Consider the following 20751-nt stretch of genomic DNA (forward strand, 5'->3'; position numbering starts at 1 on the left):
TGGGTAGAATTCTATTTAATCTTACAATCTACCAAAAATAAAAAAATAGAGCAGAAATGTTCTGTTTTTTTATTTTGGGTTTGACAGAATGCCAATTAATCGTAAGCTTAAGACTGTTAAGCTTAGAAAGACAAGCAAATTTAGGGAGATTATTATGAAGAAAATTAAAATAGCTATTTGGGGAATTAACGTTGTTTTAATTGCAATTATTCTTTTTCTAGTTTTGGGAAACGGCTTCAAGAATAATGACAATAAAAATAATTACAGTACTTATACTGTTCAACGTGATAATACTAATTATTTCAATGGTATTGTCCAAGAAACGGACAAAAAGGTAGTCAGCGACGAGCCTAAGTCAGAAGACGAAACTTTAGTCGCAACACGTGTTACAAATGGTCAGCACGTAACTAAGGGTCAGGTGTTATTCAGCTTTTATAAAGATATGAGTAGTGATATCAGTAGTGTTAACGCCGAGATTCATCAGGCACAATTAGCCATTCAAGAGTACAATTCGTCAGATAAAAAGACGGATGATCAGATTGAATTAAGCAAGAATCAAGAAATGTTGACAGAAGCTCAAGCTAAATTAGCTAAACTTAATCAAGCACAAAATCGCCAAGTGACTGCGCCAATTGATGGTACTTACTACAAGGACGATTCTGGTCGTGAGTTCATTTATGGTGCTCCTGTTATTCAAGGTAACGTCAACGAGTATAGTCTAGATAAAATTAAAGTTGGTGACGATGTAACAGTAGTTGAGAACGATGGAACTAAAATTTCAGGAAATTATGAACAGAAGGATAGCATTCCTTACAGCACACATAATGTTTCCTATTATCATTTCCGCGTTTCAACAGACGAGAAATTGCCATACGGGATGCATGTTCAATTGAAGACTGAATCAGATGGCTATAAGATTCCGGAAAGTGCTGTTTGGTCAGGTGATACAGTTTATCTTTTGAAGAATAATAAGAAACATAAACGTATTCTTACCATGACGAAAAAAGGTCACTATTACTATGTAATGGACGGAATTAAAACTGGCGACAAATTAGTTTTGAAATAGGACGGTGGAGTAATGCTAAAGGTTACTAATATAGGTAAAGCTTATGGCAAATTCACTGCTCTAGAAAATATCAATCTGGAAGTAGCCGATGGAGAGTTCCTGGCTATTATGGGCCCTTCTGGATCAGGTAAATCGACTTTGATCAATATCCTAGGATTGTTGGATCAAAGTTATACTGGTGAATATTTGCTAAAAAATAAGAATTATAAAACAGTCAGTGATAACTTTCTGTCACGAATCCGAGGCGACCAATTGGGATTTGTTTTTCAGAATTTTAAACTATTGACGACTTATAATGTCTACGAAAATATTGAAATACCGCTTATTTATAGTAAGAAAGAACAGAATAATAAGCGTGAATTAATTGAAGACGTGATAGAAAAAGTTGGTTTGAAAGGTAAAGAAAAGAATCGTCCTTCTGAATTATCTGGGGGTCAACAACAAAGAGTTGCGATTGCCAGAGCCATTGTCAATCATCCTAATTTGGTGATTGCTGATGAACCAACAGGTGCCCTAGATTCGAAGACTAGTAAGGAAATCATGGATATCTTTACTAAACTAAATCAAGATGGCACGACAATTATCATGGTAACTCACGATAGTGAAGTAGCTGAATACGCCATGAGAACTGTATATATTCGTGATGGTCGTCTATACAACGATGAAAAGAGCGTGAAAAAATCATGACAGATAAAATTTTGATCGCTTTTAAATCAATTGGGAAGAATAAGAATCGTAATTTTCTAACTATGTTAGGAATCATAATTGGAATTGCCAGTGTTATTTGTATTTTGGCAATTGGGGATGGCTTTGCACATACTGTGACTAAAGGTATGGGTAATCATAATACTCGTAACAAAGTCGTTATTATGTACCAACCAACCACAGATGATAATACTGATGGAGGATTCACTAATAATGATGAAGCCGTTTTGGAGAAAATACCTGGAGTTGAACAGGTTAAATTAGCTAGTAGTGTCGTTGAAGCGGGTGCTAAAGCTCAATATAAGACTAAGAATGTAACAATGAGTTTGAATAAACAACCCAAACATTTGAAATTAGTAAAAGGTGATTATTTTCAAATGAGTGGGGCTTCAAACGGAGTTTATATTTCAGAAGATTTGGCTCACAAATTATTCAAAAAGAATGTGCTAAACCGTTTGATTTCAATTGATGGCACAGTTTTTGTTGTTCAAGGAATTTATCACATCAGTGATATGAATTATCGTCCAGATGCTTATGTTTCTAAGACAATCTTTAAGCAACTCTTTGCTAATCAAATTTCCAAAGATGAAGCTCGTTTGTCAGTTGAACCTAAGGCTAATAAGAAGTGGATCGGCAAAAGAGCAGTTAAACAGATGAAGAAGATGGGTGAACAAAAGAATATCGGTACCTATAAGGTTTCTAACCCAGATCAAGTAAGTAAACAATTCACAAAAATTTTAAATGATATTACTTACTTCATTGCCTTTATTGCTGGAATATCATTATTGATTGCTGGTATTGGAGTTATGAATGTAATGTACATAACGGTGTCGGAACGCCGTAAAGAAATCGGGATACGTCGAGCTTTTGGTGCTACTTCGAATGATATAAGAAATCAATTTTTGATTGAAAGTGTTGTTTTATGTGTAATTGGGGGAGTTATAGGAATTATTTTCGGATACTTATTAGTAGCGATAATTAATGCATTCTTACCATTCAAAGCCGTTATAACGGCTTATGCATTAATTCTCTCCTTATCAGTATCGACTGCAGTTGGATTGATCTTCGGATTCATTCCATCAAATAAAGCTGCTAAATCAGAATTAGTAGGACTCTTGAAAGAAGAATAGGGGAAAATATGAAAAGATTATATGAATTAGATAAGGTGTCACGCTTCGGGATATTCCTGATATACTTCTTTATGACAGTTGCCAGTATGCTAGTGACTGATTCTAATTTGAGCCAGATGCCAGCAATGGGTAAGTATTTGAAATTAGTTCTCTTTGCTTTAGGAGCATTGATAATTTTTGCAGTTATCTATGGTTTGTTTGTCCTATTGTTAAAGAATAATAATAATTACAAACCAGCTTTATTAGTTAACATGGCGCTATGTTTGGCTCTAGATGGATTGTTGTCAGCAATAGTTTATCTTATTGCTGGTAAAAGTAATATTTGGGTCAACGGGATTGTTGGGTTTATTAGTTTAGGTGGATTAGCACTTCTTAACTGGAAGACTTTAGAAGTACCACAGTCTGATAAAATCAAAATCACAGTTTTAACAGCAATCGTGTTTGTTCTGTCATTATTTTAAAAGGTGAGATAAATGAATGATTATTCGCAAATTAAAACAGAGTTAGATCGTTTAGATATTCAATTTCAATTAATCGAACATCCAGCTGTTTTTACGGCTGAAGAAGCTGATAAATATGTTGCCAATATTCCTTGTATGAGAACTAAGTCATTATTTTTAACCGATAAGAAAAATACGGATTATTACTTAGTTTTTGTAAAAGATAATCAGCGTTTGAATATGAAAAAATTTGCCCAGATAGTAGATAAGAAGCATCTCAAATTTGCGTCAGATCAATCTTTATTAGAAAAATTGGGAATTAAATCAGGCTCCGTTTCTATTTTTAGTTTATTGAATAATGAAGCTAAGGATGTACAAGTTTATTTTGAAAAGTCAGTTGTAAGTGGATTACCATTGACCTTTCATCCGAATGACAATACGAAAACAATGTTGTTAAAACCAGAGGATCTATTCAAATTTTTGAAGAGTATCGGATTTTCTTATCAAATAATTGAATTGTAAAAAGTCAGGACAGATTGTCTTGGCTTTTTTGCTACAGTCAGTCCATGAGATAATGCCTACAAAAAATTCCGAAGAATATTGCGCTGGACAGTTTCAAAAATTAGTTGATAAAAATTTTTCCTTATGAATTTCTAACAAATAATTCTGTATTTTATATAAACAAAAAGCGGTACAATAACGCTTTCTTCCATGCGATAATTGGTGCGAGGAGAAAATGCGATGAGAAAAACACTAATGATTTTGACCTTGTTAGTATTCGTATTACCGCTTTCCGCGTACAGTGTTAATACAATTAAGAATTCTTTGCATCATGATTCTAATACTAGTTGCATTACGACAAAAGAAAACCAACGTAAATGGAGAAGACAAACTGCTAAGGCGAATATTATTCATAGCGAAGGTAATGGCAGGGAGAAAGTTCCTGTTGGAATATCTTTAGATGATTTGAAAAATTATAACCAAGCTGTCATCGAGGGAACTATCTATAATCTGGAGAAAATGCGAAGTCCACAAAGTATGGCTTACACCAAGGCTTCAGTTCATATTGATAAAGTTATTAGTGGCGACAAGTCCTTGAAAAATAAGATCGTCTATTTAGCTTTAGATGGTGGTTTAGTCTCATTCGATGATTGGTATAGTGAAAGTAAACATAAAGCGTATGGTCACAATATGTTGGTTAAAAATGATGCATTTCCTTTGCCAATAATTGGATCCAAAATTATCACAGGTTTGATTCCTAACAACTTGGATGAACCAATTGAACTGAATAATGATTTAAAACGAAGTGGTTTTACTAGTAAGAATTCCTTTACTATCAATACACCACAGTATAATTTCTGGGTAAAAGGACCTAATGCCAAAGAGTATCGTTTAAATAATCCGACATTACGTAAAAAGAACATTAATGGTGATTATTTGGTGGAATCTTTACAGCAATTGACCAAAGAAATTAATAGAAAATTTAACGATGAGAAGCCAAAAGAGCACCAGTAATCATAGATTACTGATGCTCTTTATTTAGTTGTTCATTAATTCATTTAGCAATTCTTTAGCTGACTCGTGAAGACTATCTTTAGATTTGTCATAACCTAGGTGGGTATAAATTTCTCCAACATAAACTTTATCTTGATAGAGCTTATTGAAGACTTTATCGATGATCGGACGTGTACGTTCCTCTTCTTGTACTGGTCCAAATGGATTAGCAAAGAAAGTTGTACTCATTCCGATTTCGTCAGTTGTTCCTAAGGCCTTACGTTTTCCAGAAATGAAGGTAGCCTTAGCTTTTTCTTCATCGGGGAATTGATGCAAACCGATTTCAGCATCGTAATTGTTAGCGTAAACCCACATGTCGATAGAATGATGCTCAACTACGTGTTTATAGGTATTGGCTGGTAAAATTACTCGAGCATTTTTTAATTCTGGATTCAAGTAGATGCCTCGATCCATATTATTGAATGCTACAGAACTGCTCAAATCATCAAGACGGACAAAGGCACCTGTTTCAGTACCTTGAGCGTAAACATTACCTTTTTCATCAAAGGCAAAACTACCCATGTCATCAAAAATTGTTTCGATATTAATGATTTTATCATCGGCTACCTCTTGAAGAGCTTCGATTGATTCAGACTTGCCAGCACCGGAATCTCCAAAAAAGACAACTGATTTAGTTTTACCATTTGAAAAACTAATTTTGACCATCGAGCCGTGAATTGGTAAGTGATTTTCGTAAATCATGTGGAGATTATGAAGAGTTAAACACATCTTCTTCATATAGCCAAAATAAGTTGTTTTATCGTTATAAGGGACTTCACCGATCCAAATATTGTTAGCTTCATCATGATAATAATGACTGACGTCACCTTCAGTTTTATTTAAACCGAATAATAGAATTTCATCAGGCTTTTGACCAGCGATACTTTCCCTGTCGGCTACTTCAAATAAGTTAGCTAGAGCAATGCCACTAACAAAATAATCACGATGGAAGTAAATGAAAGTCAAACTTTCACCAATTTTGGCGGGGAAGCAATACCAGTCCTTTTGAGTACCGTCGAATTTTTCAATAGGATTATCGAATACTTCACTGAAAGTACCTTCACGTTTATTACTCTTAGTGTGCATCATCATTGGTGGACGAAGCATTAAGGTATCTAAAAACCTGATGCTTTCGAGTGATTGATACTTTTGAGGAGTATCCCATTTAATTGTTTGTGTAAGGACACAGGCATTAGTTCCGGCATTTACTTGTCGATAAGTGCGATTAGTAAATCCTTGAAGTTTTTCCTCAATAGCACGGTAAAGATGAATAACGACCTCATTAAAGTGATTATCAATATTCATAAAGTCGCTTTTAGCAATGGCACTATCGTGTTTATTGATCAAAGAAACTCTGAAGTAGGAACGATAGTATGAATAAAAATCTTCAATACTTTTCAGAATTTGCTCATTATCATATTTTTCATAGTTATCTTTATCGTCGATCAAAATGGCTTTCAAAATACTGATATAAGTTTTGGCATCTAAGCCTTCGACCTTGTTGGTAATGGCTAATTGACTTTCGTCTAAATATAAATGAACGAGATTGTAAAAGCCTTGGCTATTAATTAATTGAAAAACATCTTGAATGTATTCCTCATTATAATTAATCACAGCAACTGAACGATCTGGATTTATGTAAAAGGCATTAGATTCAATAGCCTTGGATGATAATTCTGACATACTAGGTTCTCCTTTCAATTCATGAACTTAAGTAACATTTTATATTAATTCTCTGTAAATCGATAGTATAAAATTAAAACGAATTTAATGGAAATCCTATTTTGTGACTGATTTGTAGGCAAAAAGCTGTGGAGATTATTTTTATTCGAAGAAAAAAATTATTTTATTAGAAAATATGTAATACTATCAAAACCCTAAATAAAAATAAACAGCATCCATTTAGAAGCACAATATAATGTGCCAATTCTAAATGGATGCTGTTTTAAGTTTCTGGATTATTTGAGACAAATAACAATTTGATTGATTATTCACCTAATATTTGGCTGTAACTTGTAACGGTATTAATACCATTATCACGTTCAAGCATTGTTAAACTGGAATTCTTAGGACTTTGTGTTAAGTCAAATTTACCATGACCATAACGCTCTGTAATAGAACGGATAGTTGTTCCATGTGTAACTAGTAGAATCTTGTCACCATCTTTAGCAATTTGATCAATTTTTTCAAAACCGCGATCAACTCTAGTCCAGTATTCTTCAGCATTTTCAGCATCATGGAATGGATCGGCTTCTTTCATGAAATCTCTTGTAGCATCAAGTCCATATTTGGAAAGGATATCACCAAAAGTTCTTTCACCATGTGGTTGACCAACGATGAACCAAGCTTCAGAAGAATTCATACCTTCGAAGTAGCCGTAGAATTGTTCTCTGAATTCCATTAATTTAGTGGGATTAAGTTGTTCACGGTTTTTATTGTCATCAACGATCAACTTGCAAGTGTCAATTGCTCGACGTGCGTCTGATGAAAAAGCAGCATCAAAGTCAACATCTTTTAAAGCTTTAGCAGCTTTCTTAGCAACTTCTAGACCCTCAGGTGCAAGGGGAGTATCAGACCAACCTTGCATTTTATTGTATTTATTAAACCAAGTTTTACCATGGCGAATCATGTAAATTTGGTATTTAGCCATTAGTGCCCTCCTCAAAGTTTGTAAGTTAATTTTACTACACTAGAGAAGAGATTGATTGTATTTTGTAACTCGGTTAACACCATTATCACGTTCTAGCATTGTTAGACTGGCATTTGCCGGTACGTCATTTAATTCAAAATCACCGGCTTTGTAGCGATATGCTAATCCTAAAATAGTAATACTGTGAGTCACTAATAGAATTTTGTCACCATCTTTGGCAATTTGATCAATTTTTTTAAATCCACGTTCGATTCGATTCCAATATTCAGTGGCATCTTCAGCATCATGTAGTGGATCAGCTTCTTTGACGAAATCCATTGTTGCATCAAAACCGTAATTTTGAACGATTTGAGCGAAACTTTTAGCATGATGTGGTTTACCAATGACAAACCATGACTCATCAATTCCACGGCCTTCGTAGAAACCATAAAATTGTTCTCTAAATTCTGACAGTTCTTGGGGTACTAGGTCGTTTCGGTTTCTTCTGGTAATAATCCGACAAGTGTCAACGGCACGCTTCATATCTGAAGTCAGTGCTGCTGCAAAATTCACATTTTTCAAGGATTCAGCAGCCTTTTGGGCAACTTCAACGCCATCGTCGGTCAATGGTGTATCGGACCAACCTTGCATTTTTTGATATTCGTTATACCAAGTTCTTCCATGTCTAACTAAATAAATTTGATATGCCATTATACATGCCTCCTAGTACAACAATTCTACTATAAACGAAGCTCATCTTTAGTAATTTTGCTTGTGATTGTGTAAAGTAAACTTATGAGTGGATTTGGAGGTAATCATATGAAAGTAGCTGTGATTGGAGCAAACGGTAAGGAAGGTTCTTTAATTGTTAAAGAGGCAAAAGGGCGTGGGTTGGATGTCACTTCCATTGTTCGTGATAGCAAAAAATCGCCAACTGATAAGTATTTAGTTAGGGACGTCTATAGCTTGACAGCTGATGATGTTAAAGACTTTGACGTATTAGTCGATGCTTTAGGCTTCTTTGACCCTAATGTTAAAGAATATGTACCAGCCACGAAACATTTAATTGAAATTCTAAATGGTAGTAAAACAAGATTATTGGTTGTTGGTGGAGCAGGATCACTCTATCTTGATTCAGATCATACCAAACAACTTTACGAACAAGATGATTTTCCTGAAGCGGTTAAGCCTTTGAGTGAGGAAATGGGCAAGTCGTTGGATGAATTACGTCAAAGTTCAATTAATTGGACTTTCATTAGTCCAGCTGCCAGTTTTGATGCTAAAGGTGAACGGACAGGTAAGTACGTTTTAGCTGGTGAGGAATTGACCCTTGATAAAAATGGTAAATGTGAGATTAGTTATGCAGATTTTGCAATCGCTATGGTTGATGAAATCGTTAATGCAAAACATCAAAAAAAACGCATTAGCGTTAGATGGTAGGTAAAAAATGAATATTCTTGTAACTTATATTAGTATGACAGGACGCAATGAAAAGATTGCTAAACATCTTCTTGATTATTTGGAAGAACACAATGCTGATGTGACTCTCGAACAAATGATTGAAACAGATGCTTTTGCATTGGACAGTTATGACGCCGTTATAGTAGAAACTTATACTTATAACGATGGTGAGATTCCAGATGAAGCGCAAGATTTCTATGATGATTTAAAAGATGTTGATTTGAATCATACCAAGTTTGCTGTTTTAGGTTCTAGTTCTAAACAACATCTTCATTTTGGACGTGCAGTCGATTACTTTACGATGCAACTTAATTCCAGCAATGGTGAGCAAGTTGCCGATTCAGTGAAGATTGATCAGGATCCTGATGAAGATGATTTTAGAAGGGTGGATCAATTAGCAGATTATGTTTTAAAGAGTTTGAAGTAACAAATAGGCGCGATAATCAAAATTGATTATCACGCCTATTGTTTTATACGTAATTTTGAAATTCAGTTTTGTTATGAACTTTTTCAGAGAAATCAGTAAAGATTTGTTTTGATAAATATTTGGATGTAAGCTGATTCCTGAGACAACTTTTAAGAGAGGGTATAATGAATAAATCGTCTCTCAAAAGGAAGGAATTTTTACATGCCAACTCGTTACGACAAAGAATTCAAACAAAACATCATCAACCTATATAAGCAAGGCGAATCAGCTGCCCAACTGGCCAGAGAATATGGCATTGGCTATTCAACCGTTCATAAGTGGATCCAGGGCCAAGCCAAAACTCAATCCGGTAAATCGCCAGACGAAATTAAAGCGATGGAAAAGCGGCTGGCTTCCCTGTCTGAGGAGAACGAAATCCTAAAAAAAGCCCTGGGCTTCCTTGCGCAGAAGTAACCAATATTTTTGATTACATTCACCAAGAAAGCCATCACCACCAGGTAACTAAGATGTGCCGAATCCTCGGTGTTTCCAGAGCTCAGTATTATCGTTATCGATCCCCAAAGCCTTCAAAACGCCGGGCCGAAGATGCGGACTTAAAACAACGGATTCTGCGGATCTTTGCGGAATTTAAGCAGCGATACGGTGTTATGAAGATCCACCATGAATTGAATCTGGAACTTCAACCACTGCAGCGTCGGTGCAGCCCAAGACGGATTTCCCGGCTCATGAAGGAACTGGATATCCACTCCGTTACCGTCAATAAATGGAAAGCGGCTTCGGCTTCCAAAACCAAGGTTGAACAGCGTCCCAACTTGCTTAAGCAGGATTTCTCGACCACTGGTTTAAATCAAAAATGGACCGCTGATATGACCTATATTCAAACGAAGCGTAATGGCTGGTGTTACTTATCAACCATCATGGATCTGCACTCAAGACGAATTATCGGCTATTCATTCTCAAAAAAGATGGATACTGATTTAGTCTTAAAGACCCTGGAAAGCGCGGTTAAAAATCGAACCATTACTGGGGACCTGATTATCCACACAGACTTAGGATCACAGTACACCAGCGATGATTACAACCAACGGTTAACAGAACTACATATCCGCCACTCTTACAGCCGTAAGGGGTGTCCATACGATAATGCACCAATGGAATCTTTTCATGCTTCCCTCAAAAAGGAATGTGTTTATCCAGTGCCGGTCTTTGAGAATTATGAAACTGCCGCTGCTGTCCTTTTTGAATATGTGCATGCTTTCTACAATAGGAAGAGAATTCATAGTTCACTGGGCTACCAGACCCCCTTACAAGTTGAAATCGCAACACTTGCGAGCCAAATGGCCGCCTGATTTAATGCTTTCCAGGGTTCAAATAAGTTATTAATCACGATTAATGATTTATTTGAGCTGTGGAAGGTAAACGCGGTTCTGAATGTCTCTTAAAACCTGTCTCAAATATTGACTTCAATCCACCCTTCTTGATGCGACATTATGATGACACCTTTTGAGTTCAAAAGTTTAATAATGTACATAATGGAAAAATAAATTTAAAAACATCAAAATTTTACAAACAATTCATCTTTTGTCCACCTTTAACACTCATGATAGAGAAAAATGTTATTAAATAGATTTTTATATAAAAGTTAAACTATACTTAAAAAATATATTTGGCTAATATAATATTTTTAGAAAAAAGTGTTTAAAGACAATAGTTATCAGTGTTAGCTATTGTATAATACAAATTGAGGTGATGAAGGCATGATTAATACACCATATACTTTCCAGGATACTGATGCGTTTAAGAGTACTGAACGCTTAATTATTAAAGGCCGTTTTTTTGCGACCGCAGTTTCAGATTCGTTTAATACATTTAAACCTAAAAAAAGAAATATTCATAAAATATTAAATATCAAAAACAAATTATTAGTTCCCGAATTATTGGAAGTTAAACGCCAAAGAATGTCTAAGTCTGTTTTTGCATTCTTCCGTGGAACTGTTGACGTGATGCATTACGATCTTTCACGAAATGAGAATAGTGGTATTCGTGTTTTGGTCGGTGGGGATGCTCATTTAGGAAACTTCGGTTTCTATGGTTCGTCTGAAGGACAGCTATTGTTTGATATGAATGATTTTGATGAGGCTCATTTAGGTCATTGGGAATACGATTTAAAACGCTTGTTGGTGAGTGCACTTTTAGTTGCTCGTTCACATGGCTTTGATGAGAATGATGTTCAAGAGTACCTCTTAACAGTCGTTGATACTTATTTTGATACCTTGAAGCACATGACAAAAATTTCGGAAATGAAACGTTTTATCTTGCCTAATACACTTCAAAATATTACGGAGATATTCGGTAAACTCAAGGATAATGAAGAATATTTCCAAGAATCTTTTAACAATATGATTGCTAAAAGTATCAAGAAGGCGCAAAAGAGTAATTCTAAATTAGTTATTGAAAAATATACCGAAGTAAACGATGGTCAGCGCCGTTTTGTTGAAAATAAACCGGTCACACAACACATAAGTAAAAAAGATTATAAGAGTGTTGCACGTGGATACGAAAAGTATAAGAAAAACCAACGTAGTGATGTTAGACTGTTTTTAGAAGACTTTAAAATTATTGATATTGTTCGCCATAGTGTCGGAGTTGGCAGTGTTGGTACACTTTGTTATTTAATTTTATTGAGAGATTTGGATAGTAACTACTTAGTTTTACAAGCCAAACAGGCTTTACCTATCTATAATAATGACGAGTTGTATTTTGATAGTAAAGTTAGTCAGGGTCAGAATATTGTTAACAGTCAATTGATCTTGCAAAGTGCGTCTGATCCGTTTTTAGGGGCCTTTGATACTGAGCAATATAGTTTTTATATGCGTCAATTCAAGGATATGAAATCATCTATTAATTTAGATAAACTAGATTTTGAATCTTTCAAGGATTATACAAAAGTCTGTGTTATTCTCCTTGCCAGAGCGCATTCACATTCACCAAACTATCCTTTGATTATAGGATTTGGTGAAGAGTATGCTGATATAGCTAACTCACTAATGAATTTTACTAACAGTTATGCTCAACAAGTGGAGTACGACTTTGAATCATTCCAGAAGGATTTAAAAGATGAAGGGTAGTCATTTTAATGAAAAGGAAATTTTATAATCGCGATTTAAGCTGGATACTATTTGATAATAGAGTAATTGATCAGGCCTATGATAGTGATGTACCACTTTTAGAAAGACTACGTTTTTTGTCCATTGCTTCAAACAACTTAGATGAATTCTTCCGAGTAAGAATGCACAATATTGATAGTATGGTTATTAATAATAAAACTGAAAAGAGAACAGATTTAACTGGTGATGAAGTTCTTAATTTGGTTTATGAATTTAATTCTAGAAATATTGCTAAGCAGTACAAAAAATATGAAGCATCAATGCAAGATGCGCGTAATAGAAAATTGTTCTATATATTAAAATACGATGAATTAAAGGATTCTGAAAAGAAAACTGTTAAAAAATACTTTAATAAAAAAATCTTGCCACGGATTGATATGCAAAGATTCTCCAAGACTTACAAATATCGCCGTAATCTGAATTTATTGATGGAAACGCCACATCACATTTATACTAGTCCGATTCCTGAGGATTTGGATCGTTTAGTGGAGACTGGCATTGAAAATCACTATATTTTGATTGAAGACGTTATTCGTAATGTTGCGACCGATTTGATTAGAAAATATAAGATCAAGAAGACTTATGTTTTCCGAGTTACTTACGATCAGAACAAACCATATGACTTCTTAAGTAAAGATATGACTGATGATGAATACTTGAATAAGATGATCAATTACGTTGATACCAGAGAATTGCGTAATATTATGCGAGTAGAATTCGCCTGCAACGGCGAAAGCCATAGTCGTGAGTATTTTGCCAAACTATTTGATATCAGTAAGAAAAGTGTTTATAAGATACCAGGGCCAGTTGATATTAAATTCTTGAATACACTTTTCAAGCGTTATCGTGATCATAAGGATTTGATTTTTCCACCTTTCAAGGCATTAAAGTGGAATCCATCTAAGAACATATTGGATTATTTGAAACATTCCTCATTGCTAGTTCAATATCCATATGATTCGTATAGTGTCTTCATTGATTATTTGGAAGCAGCCGTCCATGATTCTAAGACAACTAAGATTCTTATCACAATTTATCGTACGGAAAAAGATTCTGATTTGTTGAGACTTTTGAAAGAAGCCGCAGAAAAAGGTATCGAGGTTACCGCTATTGTTGAACTGAAGGCTAGATTTGATGAAGTTCATAATATTGAGGTAACCAAATTTCTACGTGAAGCTGGCGTTCAAGTTTTATTCGGTGACAAAGTTAATAAAGTCCATTCAAAGATTTGTTTGGTATTACATGGCGACAATAGAGGGTATGTTCAAATTGGAACGGGAAATTACAATGCAATCACTGCTAATGGTTTTTCCGATTTGAGCTATTTTACAAGCAATCAAATGTATATCGATGATGCAACAAGATTCTTTGATTACCTAATTAATGAGACCAAAGTTGAATACAATCTATTAGTAACATCACCAGATGGTATTAAGAAAATGATAATTGAGAATATTCGCTTGGCTACTGAAGCATATTTGCGTGATGGTCAAGGTGGAGTCTTCATGAAGGTCAACGGTTTAACTGACGTTGAGATCATTAATGCAATCTACAAGGCTGCTCGACAAGGGTTACCATTTAGAATGATTGTTAGAGGTCCATGTTCATTGAAAATCGGTATCTGTGGACCAAAAGAAGATATCCGTGTGAAGAGTATTGTGGGGCAGTTGTTGGAGCACAGTCGGATTTTCAAATTCCAATATGGTAGTGATCATACTGATGTTTGGATTTCGTCAGCTGATATGATGACCAGAAACTTAGATCGTCGTGTCGAATTAGCTGTTCCAATTGTTGAGGAAAAATCAAAATTGAAATTAAATAAGATTATCAATACCTTCTTGAAGGATACAGAGAATTCTTATTGGTTAGATTCCGATGGTGATTATGTCAAAGAAGAGAAAGATAATGGAATTTCTGCACAACAGACTTGGCTAAGCCGCTTGAAGTGGAGAAAGTACATTAAAACAAATTAAAATTTGGGGATTTTTATAGAATTCGTCATGAGTTCTATTTTTTTTTGCTTTTAATTGATTGTATAAAAATAACCACCCATTTCTGGGTGGCTATTTTTGTTAGATTTGAAAGACTAAGTTTAACATGTTTTCTTAGTTATTGCTAAGTTTGGATTTTTTGTTTGATAACAATAATAACCAAACTTCTATGAAATATAGTGGAAACGCGTTCCACAAGGGCAACCTCCTGTGGTTTGCTACGATACCGAAATCACACGCCAAGTGCGCGTGTAATTCCGATATCTAGGCAAATCCTCGGAGGCTGAGCGCCCTTGTTCCACGCTCTAACGCTCTAGTCTTTGAAATTGCCGCTTTCAACGTCTTTGATGAATTGTTCCAAATGGTCGAAGTATACTGGAGCATTATCGATCATATGATGGTGTCCACCATTTGGTGTTGTTACTAGACGTGCATGTGGAATTTCTTTTTGCATAATCTTAGCTGTTGCGATTGGCATTGTTTCATGTTCACCGAATGTCAACAATGTTGGTACTGTGATTTCTTTAAGGTGCTTTCTGAAGTGCCAGTCTTTTAACTTACCTGTAATAACGAATTCGTTGTCACCTTGGAATGTGTTGTAAACAGCTGTAGCTGTTGTGTCGATTAAATGTCTGATGGCTGTTGGTTGTTTACGATCAACGTATTCAGCATTTAAGATATCAACGTAGCTTTGGTATGTAGGATCTGAGAGATCGTTTTTAGCTTCGATATCTTGCATATATTTAACTTTGTCAGGACCTAATGTGTCTAAACGACATTGGTTAACGCTCTTAACGTATTCGTCAATTTCATCAACCATACTTGAAATGATGGCACCTTTAAGGTGTTGTCCATATTTAGCAGCGTACATTTGAACTAATGCGCCACCCCATGATTGTCCGATTAGATAAAAGTTATCTAAACCTAGCTTTTGTCTAACTTCTTCAACTTCTTCTAGGAAGTAATCGTATGTCAGATATTTTTTAGCGATTTCGGGATCGCTATAGTCGGGTTGATCTGAATACCATGATCCTAGTTGATCGTACATAGTTACTTGAACGCCTAAGTCGGCTAATTTTTCACCGAAGTTTTCCCAATATTCGTGGTTTCCACCGGGTCCACCATGAAGGCAAAGCAATTTGATATCGCCATGACCTTGAGTGTTAGTCCAAAGATGGTAGCCATTGTCTAATGTTAAAATTGTTGTTCCTTGTTTCATAAGATAAGTCACCTTCCTGCAAATGATAGTTATAAGTATATATCTATATCTAAGGTTATTTCAAATATTCTATAATATAATTTTAATAATTCTAACAAAAATCTTATTTTTATTATGAGAAATTATAGTGTAAATATTTTAAATGGATATAACATATATGATAAAATTGGTATACGTTTATAAAGGGGCGATATGATGAAAAAGTGGGTTATTAGTCTATTGTCTGTGGGGATGCTTTTGGGAATATTTGGTGTGTCAGGAATTAGTGACTCAGACTCGCCAAATACGGTTGAAGAAACAGTTCAAGCAGATACTAATAGTAATAATGAACGAACAATTAATTATGCGGTTTATCCGGGGAATTCTAGTTTACTCTCACCAATGGATGCATTCTTCACCAAAAGTGCAGATATAACATCTAATGATGATGGTAGCTACAAGGTTACATTGACAGCGGAAATTTCAAATTTAACTAGCTTAAAAGTAACTACAATTGATAACCAACAACCAAGTGTTTCAAGTACTTACACTAAAAATGCTAAAAAGTATGTTGATATTAGTTTTAATATTAAGAGTTTAAGCGAATTAGATAAGCCAATTTCAGGAACTATACAGACAAAATTGCTAGATCTAACTGTTGATAAATCAACGGTCAGTTTTAAGTTTGATTCCAGTAGTTTGGACGGTCAAAAATCTAATACATTTTTGAATAGTTTGAAGTCGATCACTGATGCAGAAGACGAAACTAAATCAGTTTTAAATGACGCGCAAAACACAGCTAATAATATCAAAGGTGATTTGAATGGTGCTAATGATATTATTACTACACCTGATACTACTAGTTCACAAACAACGAATACTACTACTGCTAATAGTGACGGTAGTCAAGCAACCAATAATAAAACGGTTATTAAAGAATTAACTTATAAAGTTGCTAAAAACGATGGTGATGGATCGATGATTTCACCATACTTTACAAATACAGCTAAAGTGATGCAAAATCCCGACGGAACTTATTATGTCGAGATGACGATCAAGTACCCGAAGAAGTTCGGTAATAACGCGATTCAATTGAACTATATTAATCATGAGAAACCGACTAATTTAAGTTTTACTAGTTCAGGGGACAGTAATTATCTTAAATTTGATTTTCCAATTAATAATTTGGGTGATTTAGGCGAAGTAATCTCAGGTAACGCGACTTTAAACTTACCAGACTTTAATCTTGATAAGGATTTGAATTTCGATTTGAACTTTGACGGTTTCAATCCTTCAGATATTTCAGGAATCGTAAGTAGTTCTGATGTTTCTGGATTGTTGTCAGATTTGAGTAGTTTAAGTAATGCTAAGAATGTCAAGACTGACAAAGCCACTAATGACAATAGAGTACTTGGTACGTTACCTCAAACTGGTGAACAAACGAATGCAGCTTTGGGTATTATCGGTGGCTTGATCTTGGTACTCTGGATTGTTTTATTGAAAGCAACATATTTGAAGAAATAGGTCTATAGTAAATTTTTGAAATAAAATAACAGCATCTATTTAGGACGTGATGTAATACGTTTATCCTAAATGGGTGCTATTTTAGATTTTTGAGTCAATAAAGTAGTCATGTGCCAAATTTTTTACATAAAATTGTATGATTAAGAAAAAATCAATTTGAGGGTACTGCGATGGATAGTTTAGATGAAAAAGATGTTGTGGCCCTATGTGGTCAAGTAGGAGCAGTGCTTCTAGAGAATGGGGCTGAAACCTCACGGGTGGAAAATACTGTAGAGTATATCGGTCGAGCAGTAAATTTACCGATAATTTGTCATGCAACGATGACAGCTGTTTTTGTAAACTCAGAAAAGAGTGCTACAACGAGAATCTTTAAGGTTCGTGTAGGTGATTTCAATCTTCAAAAAGTTGATCGTATCAATACGCTGTCACGTGAGTTTTCACAACATAAAATGACCTTCAAAGAATTAAAAGAATCTGTGACCGAAGTTGAGTACGATACGTCAGATTTTAATTTATTTGAGAAGTGTTTGGGAGCAGGTTTAGTTTCAGTCGCACCAATGTTGTTATTCAAGGCAACTTGGTTTGATCTGTTTCTGTCATTTTTTGTCGGTATCTTAGGATATTTAGTGGCAAGAGTTGTTGGACAACACTCTAAAATCCCTTATATAGCTGTAGCCATGGGTGGTTTGAGTATCAGCATCTTAGCACATATTTTGTTAGATATGGGAATTGCTTCAAGTGCTAACAATATCATTATCAGTGCTTTAATGCCTTTGGTACCGGGAGTTCCAATGACTAATTCATTGCGAGAAATTATTGAAAAAAACACTATTTCTGGTTTAGTCAGGGCAACTGATGCCATTATGGCAGGAATTTCAATTGGTAGTGGTGTGGTTATCGGTCAAATTTTGATTAAAGCTGTCTTAGGAGGGTAAAATGCAAATATTATTAGGATTTATTTTTGGTTTTTTATCTAGTGTTGGTTTTGGCATTGTGACCAATAATCCTAGAAGAACTTTGATGCCAGCAGGATGGGTAGGGGCAATTGCTTGGGTCATTTATATTGTTGCTGGTTGGTATGATCACGGAGTAATTATGCCTAATCTTTTGTCAGCAGTTGTGATTGGTTTGTTAGGTAATTTGGCCGCTATTCTAGTCAGAGCACCAGTAAATATTTTTTATGTACCTTGTTTGGTTTCACTAGTGCCAGGAGCAATTATTTATGACAGTATGAAGAATTTTACTTTAGGGTATGATAATTTAGCTGCACACGGATTGATTAAAGCTTTAACAGTTGGACTCTCTTTAGCAATTGGATTCATTATTGCCGAAGCCATTTCTAATAAAATCTATCCACCTTTAAAAAAATATTTAGAACAAAAAAACCGCTGATATTGTGTCAGCGATTTTATTTTCCTGAAGGGGGAATTTGTTATTCAGATTCTTTAGAATCATTAGTCTTATTATTGTTGGACTGTTGTTTCTTCCATTCAGCATTAGTCATCAAATCATCAACGTTTAAAGTGATTTTATCGACTTCTTTACCAGTCATTTCTTTGACTGAACGAGAAATGCTGTTCACGATTCTATCAAAAATTTGGGGTGCTGGTTTGCCATATTCTAGAATGGCTTTTAATTCGAATGATAACTTGTCGTCATCATTGTCAACGTCTACACCTTTGGTAGGATTATCAATAAAACGATCAGTTAAGTTACTGATGGCACCGCCATTTAGAGAGAGTACACCATCAATTGAATTGGCTGTTTGGCTAGCGATTTTCTCTAAAACTTTATCTGAAAAGTTTAATTCTTTTTGAATTGAATTTTCTTGATGATTGTTTGCTTGAGCGTTAGTCATATTTTTTTCCTCTTTTCTAATTTACACGGTTACTTTCGTTATTTTTATTCTGCTGCTGCCATTCTTTTTTAGTCATGACATCACTGATGTAAACATTAGTTTCGATTACTTTAAGTCCGGTCATACTTTCGATAGCAGAACTAACTTCATGGAGAATATTTTCAAAGACCTGATGTGCATCTTTACCATATTCAAGAATAATTTCTAAGTCTAAAGCAGTTTGTTTCTCACCGACATCAACATCGATTCCTTTAGTGATATCTTCTTTACTACGAATCTTATCGGCAATATTGTCAAAGACATTACCATTCATGGAGAGAATACCGTCGATATCGCGGATTGCCATTCCAGCAATTTTAGCAATTACGTCTTCGTTGAATTTCAACTTACTATTCTTTATTAAGTCGGCGTTTAGCGGTTGTACTGCCATGTTATTACTCCTTTATTTGTAAAATTTTGGTAATTTTAGATCTTAATGAAGATTTGTCTTCTGCGGACCCAGTTATGGTAGCGATTAAGTAGCCGACCATCCCGGCCAAGACTATTAATAATAAATTTCCAAAGCCGAGAATTATCCAAATGGCAACCAATACGCTTCCAATAATGGAACCAATTATGCCTCTTTTCATATTCTTATCCTCACACAACTTTTACTTTGCCACGATTCAAATTAGGTTTTAAATCAACAGTTGTTTTCTTAATAGGAATACTTAAATGTTTGGCCAATTGTTCATTAGCGATACGTTTAATATTTTCACCTTGTCGATGTAAGTTTTGTTCTTCAGTACTAAACGCTGAAATAAACATTTTGGCTTGACGATTCTTGCCTAAAATTTTGAGATCAACATCTACGTCAGTGAGATTAGGAATTTCTTTGACCTTATTTTTAACCATTTTTTCAATGGAAGACTTAGAAATCCGTAATTTACCATTAGCAGAGTCGAAACTAACTTCTTGGTGTTTGACCGGTACGAAAATTCCATACATCAATAGAACCAAGAAGATCAGAGTAGAGATACCGGCTAAAATCAGTGAAGTGTAGAGTAGAAAGTCTCTTGGAAGTTGAAAACTTTTGATTACTTCTACCACTGGTTTAAGCGGATAAGCCAAGGCAACGAACCAAAGTACTTGTAGTAATCCTAGTATAGAAGCAACTATTAGAATACCTTTCGATATTTTTTTCATAAGTTTCCCCTTACTAACTTCTTCTCATACTACTGAAAAGCCAAGTGGTTAATAATACAACGACTATAGCTCCAACAATAGCTGGTACGATTGCCATACCTGCAATACTTGGACCCCAAGCTCCGAGAATTGTTTCACCGAGCCAAGCTCCAACTAAACCTCCAATAATGTTACCAACCCAGCCCCAAGGCATATCTCGGTTGATAATCATACTAGCAATAGCCCCAATAACGGCGCCAACTATAATGACCCATATAGTATGTAGCACTTTAACCATCCCTTTCTTTCAAGAAAATTAATATTTTCTTTTATTTATAGATTCATCTTAAAGAATTACTTGTGAACTTGTCCACAAATAACTAATCGAAACCATAAAAGAATATTAATTAAAAAAATTTGAATGATTTTAAGTAAAC

23 protein-coding genes are annotated in these 20751 nt (G+C 34.9%); 15 read left to right on the forward strand and 8 right to left on the reverse strand.

Annotation, left to right across the window (positions count from 1 at the left end; genetic code table 11):
- The first annotated feature begins 154 nt into the window (after positions 1 to 154).
- The 6 genes from ACI6PB_RS00495 to ACI6PB_RS00520 all read left to right on the forward strand — a co-directional run bounded on the left by ACI6PB_RS00495 (position 155) and on the right by ACI6PB_RS00520 (position 4856).
- On the forward strand, positions 155 to 1066 hold the full coding sequence (locus ACI6PB_RS00495) for an efflux RND transporter periplasmic adaptor subunit (protein WP_025085977.1): 912 nt from the start codon (positions 155 to 157) through the stop codon (positions 1064 to 1066).
- 12 nt (positions 1067 to 1078) lie between these two features.
- Complete coding sequence (locus tag ACI6PB_RS00500) at positions 1079 to 1753, forward strand: ABC transporter ATP-binding protein (RefSeq protein ID WP_025085978.1); 675 nt, start codon at positions 1079 to 1081, stop codon at positions 1751 to 1753.
- The gene (locus tag ACI6PB_RS00505) at positions 1750 to 2901 is read left to right on the forward strand and encodes an ABC transporter permease (protein WP_025085979.1); all 1152 of its coding nucleotides are present in this window, start codon (positions 1750 to 1752) and stop codon (positions 2899 to 2901) included. Before ACI6PB_RS00500 ends, ACI6PB_RS00505 begins: the two co-directional genes overlap by 4 nt.
- Positions 2902 to 2909: 8 nt before the next feature.
- Entirely contained in the window at positions 2910 to 3362 is a 453-nt protein-coding gene (locus tag ACI6PB_RS00510) for a hypothetical protein (RefSeq protein WP_025085980.1), read from the forward strand.
- Positions 3363 to 3374: 12 nt separating this feature from the next.
- A complete protein-coding gene (locus tag ACI6PB_RS00515; RefSeq protein ID WP_025085981.1) occupies positions 3375 to 3863 on the forward strand; it encodes a prolyl-tRNA synthetase associated domain-containing protein in 489 nt (162 codons plus the stop codon).
- Positions 3864 to 4082: 219 nt separating this feature from the next.
- Positions 4083 to 4856, forward strand: a complete 774-nt coding sequence (locus tag ACI6PB_RS00520) for a hypothetical protein (protein ID WP_404327572.1) — start codon at positions 4083 to 4085, stop codon at positions 4854 to 4856.
- 24 nt (positions 4857 to 4880) lie between these two features.
- Here the strand turns inward: ACI6PB_RS00520 and ACI6PB_RS00525 are convergent, their stop codons facing one another.
- The 3 genes from ACI6PB_RS00525 to ACI6PB_RS00535 all read right to left on the reverse strand — a co-directional run bounded on the left by ACI6PB_RS00525 (position 4881) and on the right by ACI6PB_RS00535 (position 8235).
- On the reverse strand, positions 4881 to 6578 hold the full coding sequence (locus tag ACI6PB_RS00525; protein WP_025085983.1) for a phosphoenolpyruvate carboxykinase: 1698 nt from the start codon (positions 6576 to 6578) through the stop codon (positions 4881 to 4883).
- A 304-nt stretch (positions 6579 to 6882) separates the two neighbouring features.
- Positions 6883 to 7545, reverse strand: a complete 663-nt coding sequence (locus tag ACI6PB_RS00530) for a histidine phosphatase family protein (protein WP_025085984.1) — start codon at positions 7543 to 7545, stop codon at positions 6883 to 6885.
- Positions 7546 to 7584: 39 nt separating this feature from the next.
- Entirely contained in the window at positions 7585 to 8235 is a 651-nt protein-coding gene (locus tag ACI6PB_RS00535; protein WP_025085985.1) for a histidine phosphatase family protein, read from the reverse strand.
- 108 nt (positions 8236 to 8343) lie between these two features.
- On the opposite strand from ACI6PB_RS00535, the gene ACI6PB_RS00540 reads away from it, so the two are divergent.
- The 6 genes from ACI6PB_RS00540 (at position 8344) to ppk1 (ending at position 14552) form a co-directional block, all read left to right on the forward strand.
- A complete protein-coding gene (locus tag ACI6PB_RS00540; protein ID WP_404327573.1) occupies positions 8344 to 8964 on the forward strand; it encodes an NAD(P)-dependent oxidoreductase in 621 nt (206 codons plus the stop codon).
- A gap of 7 nt (positions 8965 to 8971) precedes the next feature.
- A complete protein-coding gene (locus ACI6PB_RS00545) occupies positions 8972 to 9412 on the forward strand; it encodes a flavodoxin domain-containing protein (protein ID WP_404327574.1) in 441 nt (146 codons plus the stop codon).
- A 201-nt stretch (positions 9413 to 9613) separates the two neighbouring features.
- Entirely contained in the window at positions 9614 to 9865 is a 252-nt protein-coding gene (locus ACI6PB_RS00550; protein ID WP_002816285.1) for an IS3 family transposase, read from the forward strand.
- A 17-nt stretch (positions 9866 to 9882) separates the two neighbouring features.
- Positions 9883 to 10761, forward strand: coding sequence for an IS3 family transposase (locus ACI6PB_RS00555; RefSeq protein ID WP_309511212.1), 879 nt, complete (start codon positions 9883 to 9885; stop codon positions 10759 to 10761).
- A 408-nt stretch (positions 10762 to 11169) separates the two neighbouring features.
- Positions 11170 to 12540 (forward strand): DUF2252 domain-containing protein, encoded by a 1371-nt coding sequence (locus ACI6PB_RS00560; protein WP_025086293.1) that lies wholly within the window; start codon positions 11170 to 11172, stop codon positions 12538 to 12540.
- A gap of 8 nt (positions 12541 to 12548) precedes the next feature.
- On the forward strand, positions 12549 to 14552 hold the full coding sequence (ppk1, locus tag ACI6PB_RS00565; protein ID WP_404327575.1) for a polyphosphate kinase 1: 2004 nt from the start codon (positions 12549 to 12551) through the stop codon (positions 14550 to 14552).
- Between the two features lie 331 nt (positions 14553 to 14883).
- On the opposite strand, the gene ACI6PB_RS00570 is transcribed toward ppk1, so the two are convergent.
- Positions 14884 to 15789 (reverse strand): proline-specific peptidase family protein, encoded by a 906-nt coding sequence (locus ACI6PB_RS00570; protein WP_025086295.1) that lies wholly within the window; start codon positions 15787 to 15789, stop codon positions 14884 to 14886.
- Positions 15790 to 15981: 192 nt separating this feature from the next.
- Between ACI6PB_RS00570 and ACI6PB_RS00575 the strand changes: the two genes are divergently transcribed.
- The 3 genes from ACI6PB_RS00575 (at position 15982) to ACI6PB_RS00585 (ending at position 18684) form a co-directional block, all read left to right on the forward strand.
- Positions 15982 to 17292 (forward strand): LPXTG cell wall anchor domain-containing protein, encoded by a 1311-nt coding sequence (locus ACI6PB_RS00575; RefSeq protein WP_081784525.1) that lies wholly within the window; start codon positions 15982 to 15984, stop codon positions 17290 to 17292.
- A gap of 170 nt (positions 17293 to 17462) precedes the next feature.
- The gene (locus tag ACI6PB_RS00580; protein WP_025085566.1) at positions 17463 to 18227 is read left to right on the forward strand and encodes a threonine/serine exporter ThrE family protein; all 765 of its coding nucleotides are present in this window, start codon (positions 17463 to 17465) and stop codon (positions 18225 to 18227) included.
- A 1-nt stretch (position 18228) separates the two neighbouring features.
- A complete protein-coding gene (locus tag ACI6PB_RS00585) occupies positions 18229 to 18684 on the forward strand; it encodes a threonine/serine exporter family protein (RefSeq protein WP_404327576.1) in 456 nt (151 codons plus the stop codon).
- Between the two features lie 40 nt (positions 18685 to 18724).
- On the opposite strand, the gene ACI6PB_RS00590 is transcribed toward ACI6PB_RS00585, so the two are convergent.
- The 4 genes from ACI6PB_RS00590 to ACI6PB_RS00605 form a co-directional block, all read right to left on the reverse strand.
- Positions 18725 to 19150 (reverse strand): Asp23/Gls24 family envelope stress response protein, encoded by a 426-nt coding sequence (locus ACI6PB_RS00590; protein ID WP_404327577.1) that lies wholly within the window; start codon positions 19148 to 19150, stop codon positions 18725 to 18727.
- 16 nt (positions 19151 to 19166) lie between these two features.
- On the reverse strand, positions 19167 to 19580 hold the full coding sequence (locus ACI6PB_RS00595) for an Asp23/Gls24 family envelope stress response protein (RefSeq protein ID WP_025085563.1): 414 nt from the start codon (positions 19578 to 19580) through the stop codon (positions 19167 to 19169).
- 209 nt (positions 19581 to 19789) lie between these two features.
- On the reverse strand, positions 19790 to 20335 hold the full coding sequence (amaP, locus tag ACI6PB_RS00600) for an alkaline shock response membrane anchor protein AmaP (protein WP_025085561.1): 546 nt from the start codon (positions 20333 to 20335) through the stop codon (positions 19790 to 19792).
- 13 nt (positions 20336 to 20348) lie between these two features.
- On the reverse strand, positions 20349 to 20603 hold the full coding sequence (locus ACI6PB_RS00605) for a GlsB/YeaQ/YmgE family stress response membrane protein (protein WP_025085560.1): 255 nt from the start codon (positions 20601 to 20603) through the stop codon (positions 20349 to 20351).
- Positions 20604 to 20751 lie beyond the last annotated feature (148 nt).

The organism is Companilactobacillus paralimentarius (assembly GCF_963227125.1).
In the GTDB taxonomy this organism is placed as follows: domain Bacteria; phylum Bacillota; class Bacilli; order Lactobacillales; family Lactobacillaceae; genus Companilactobacillus; species Companilactobacillus paralimentarius.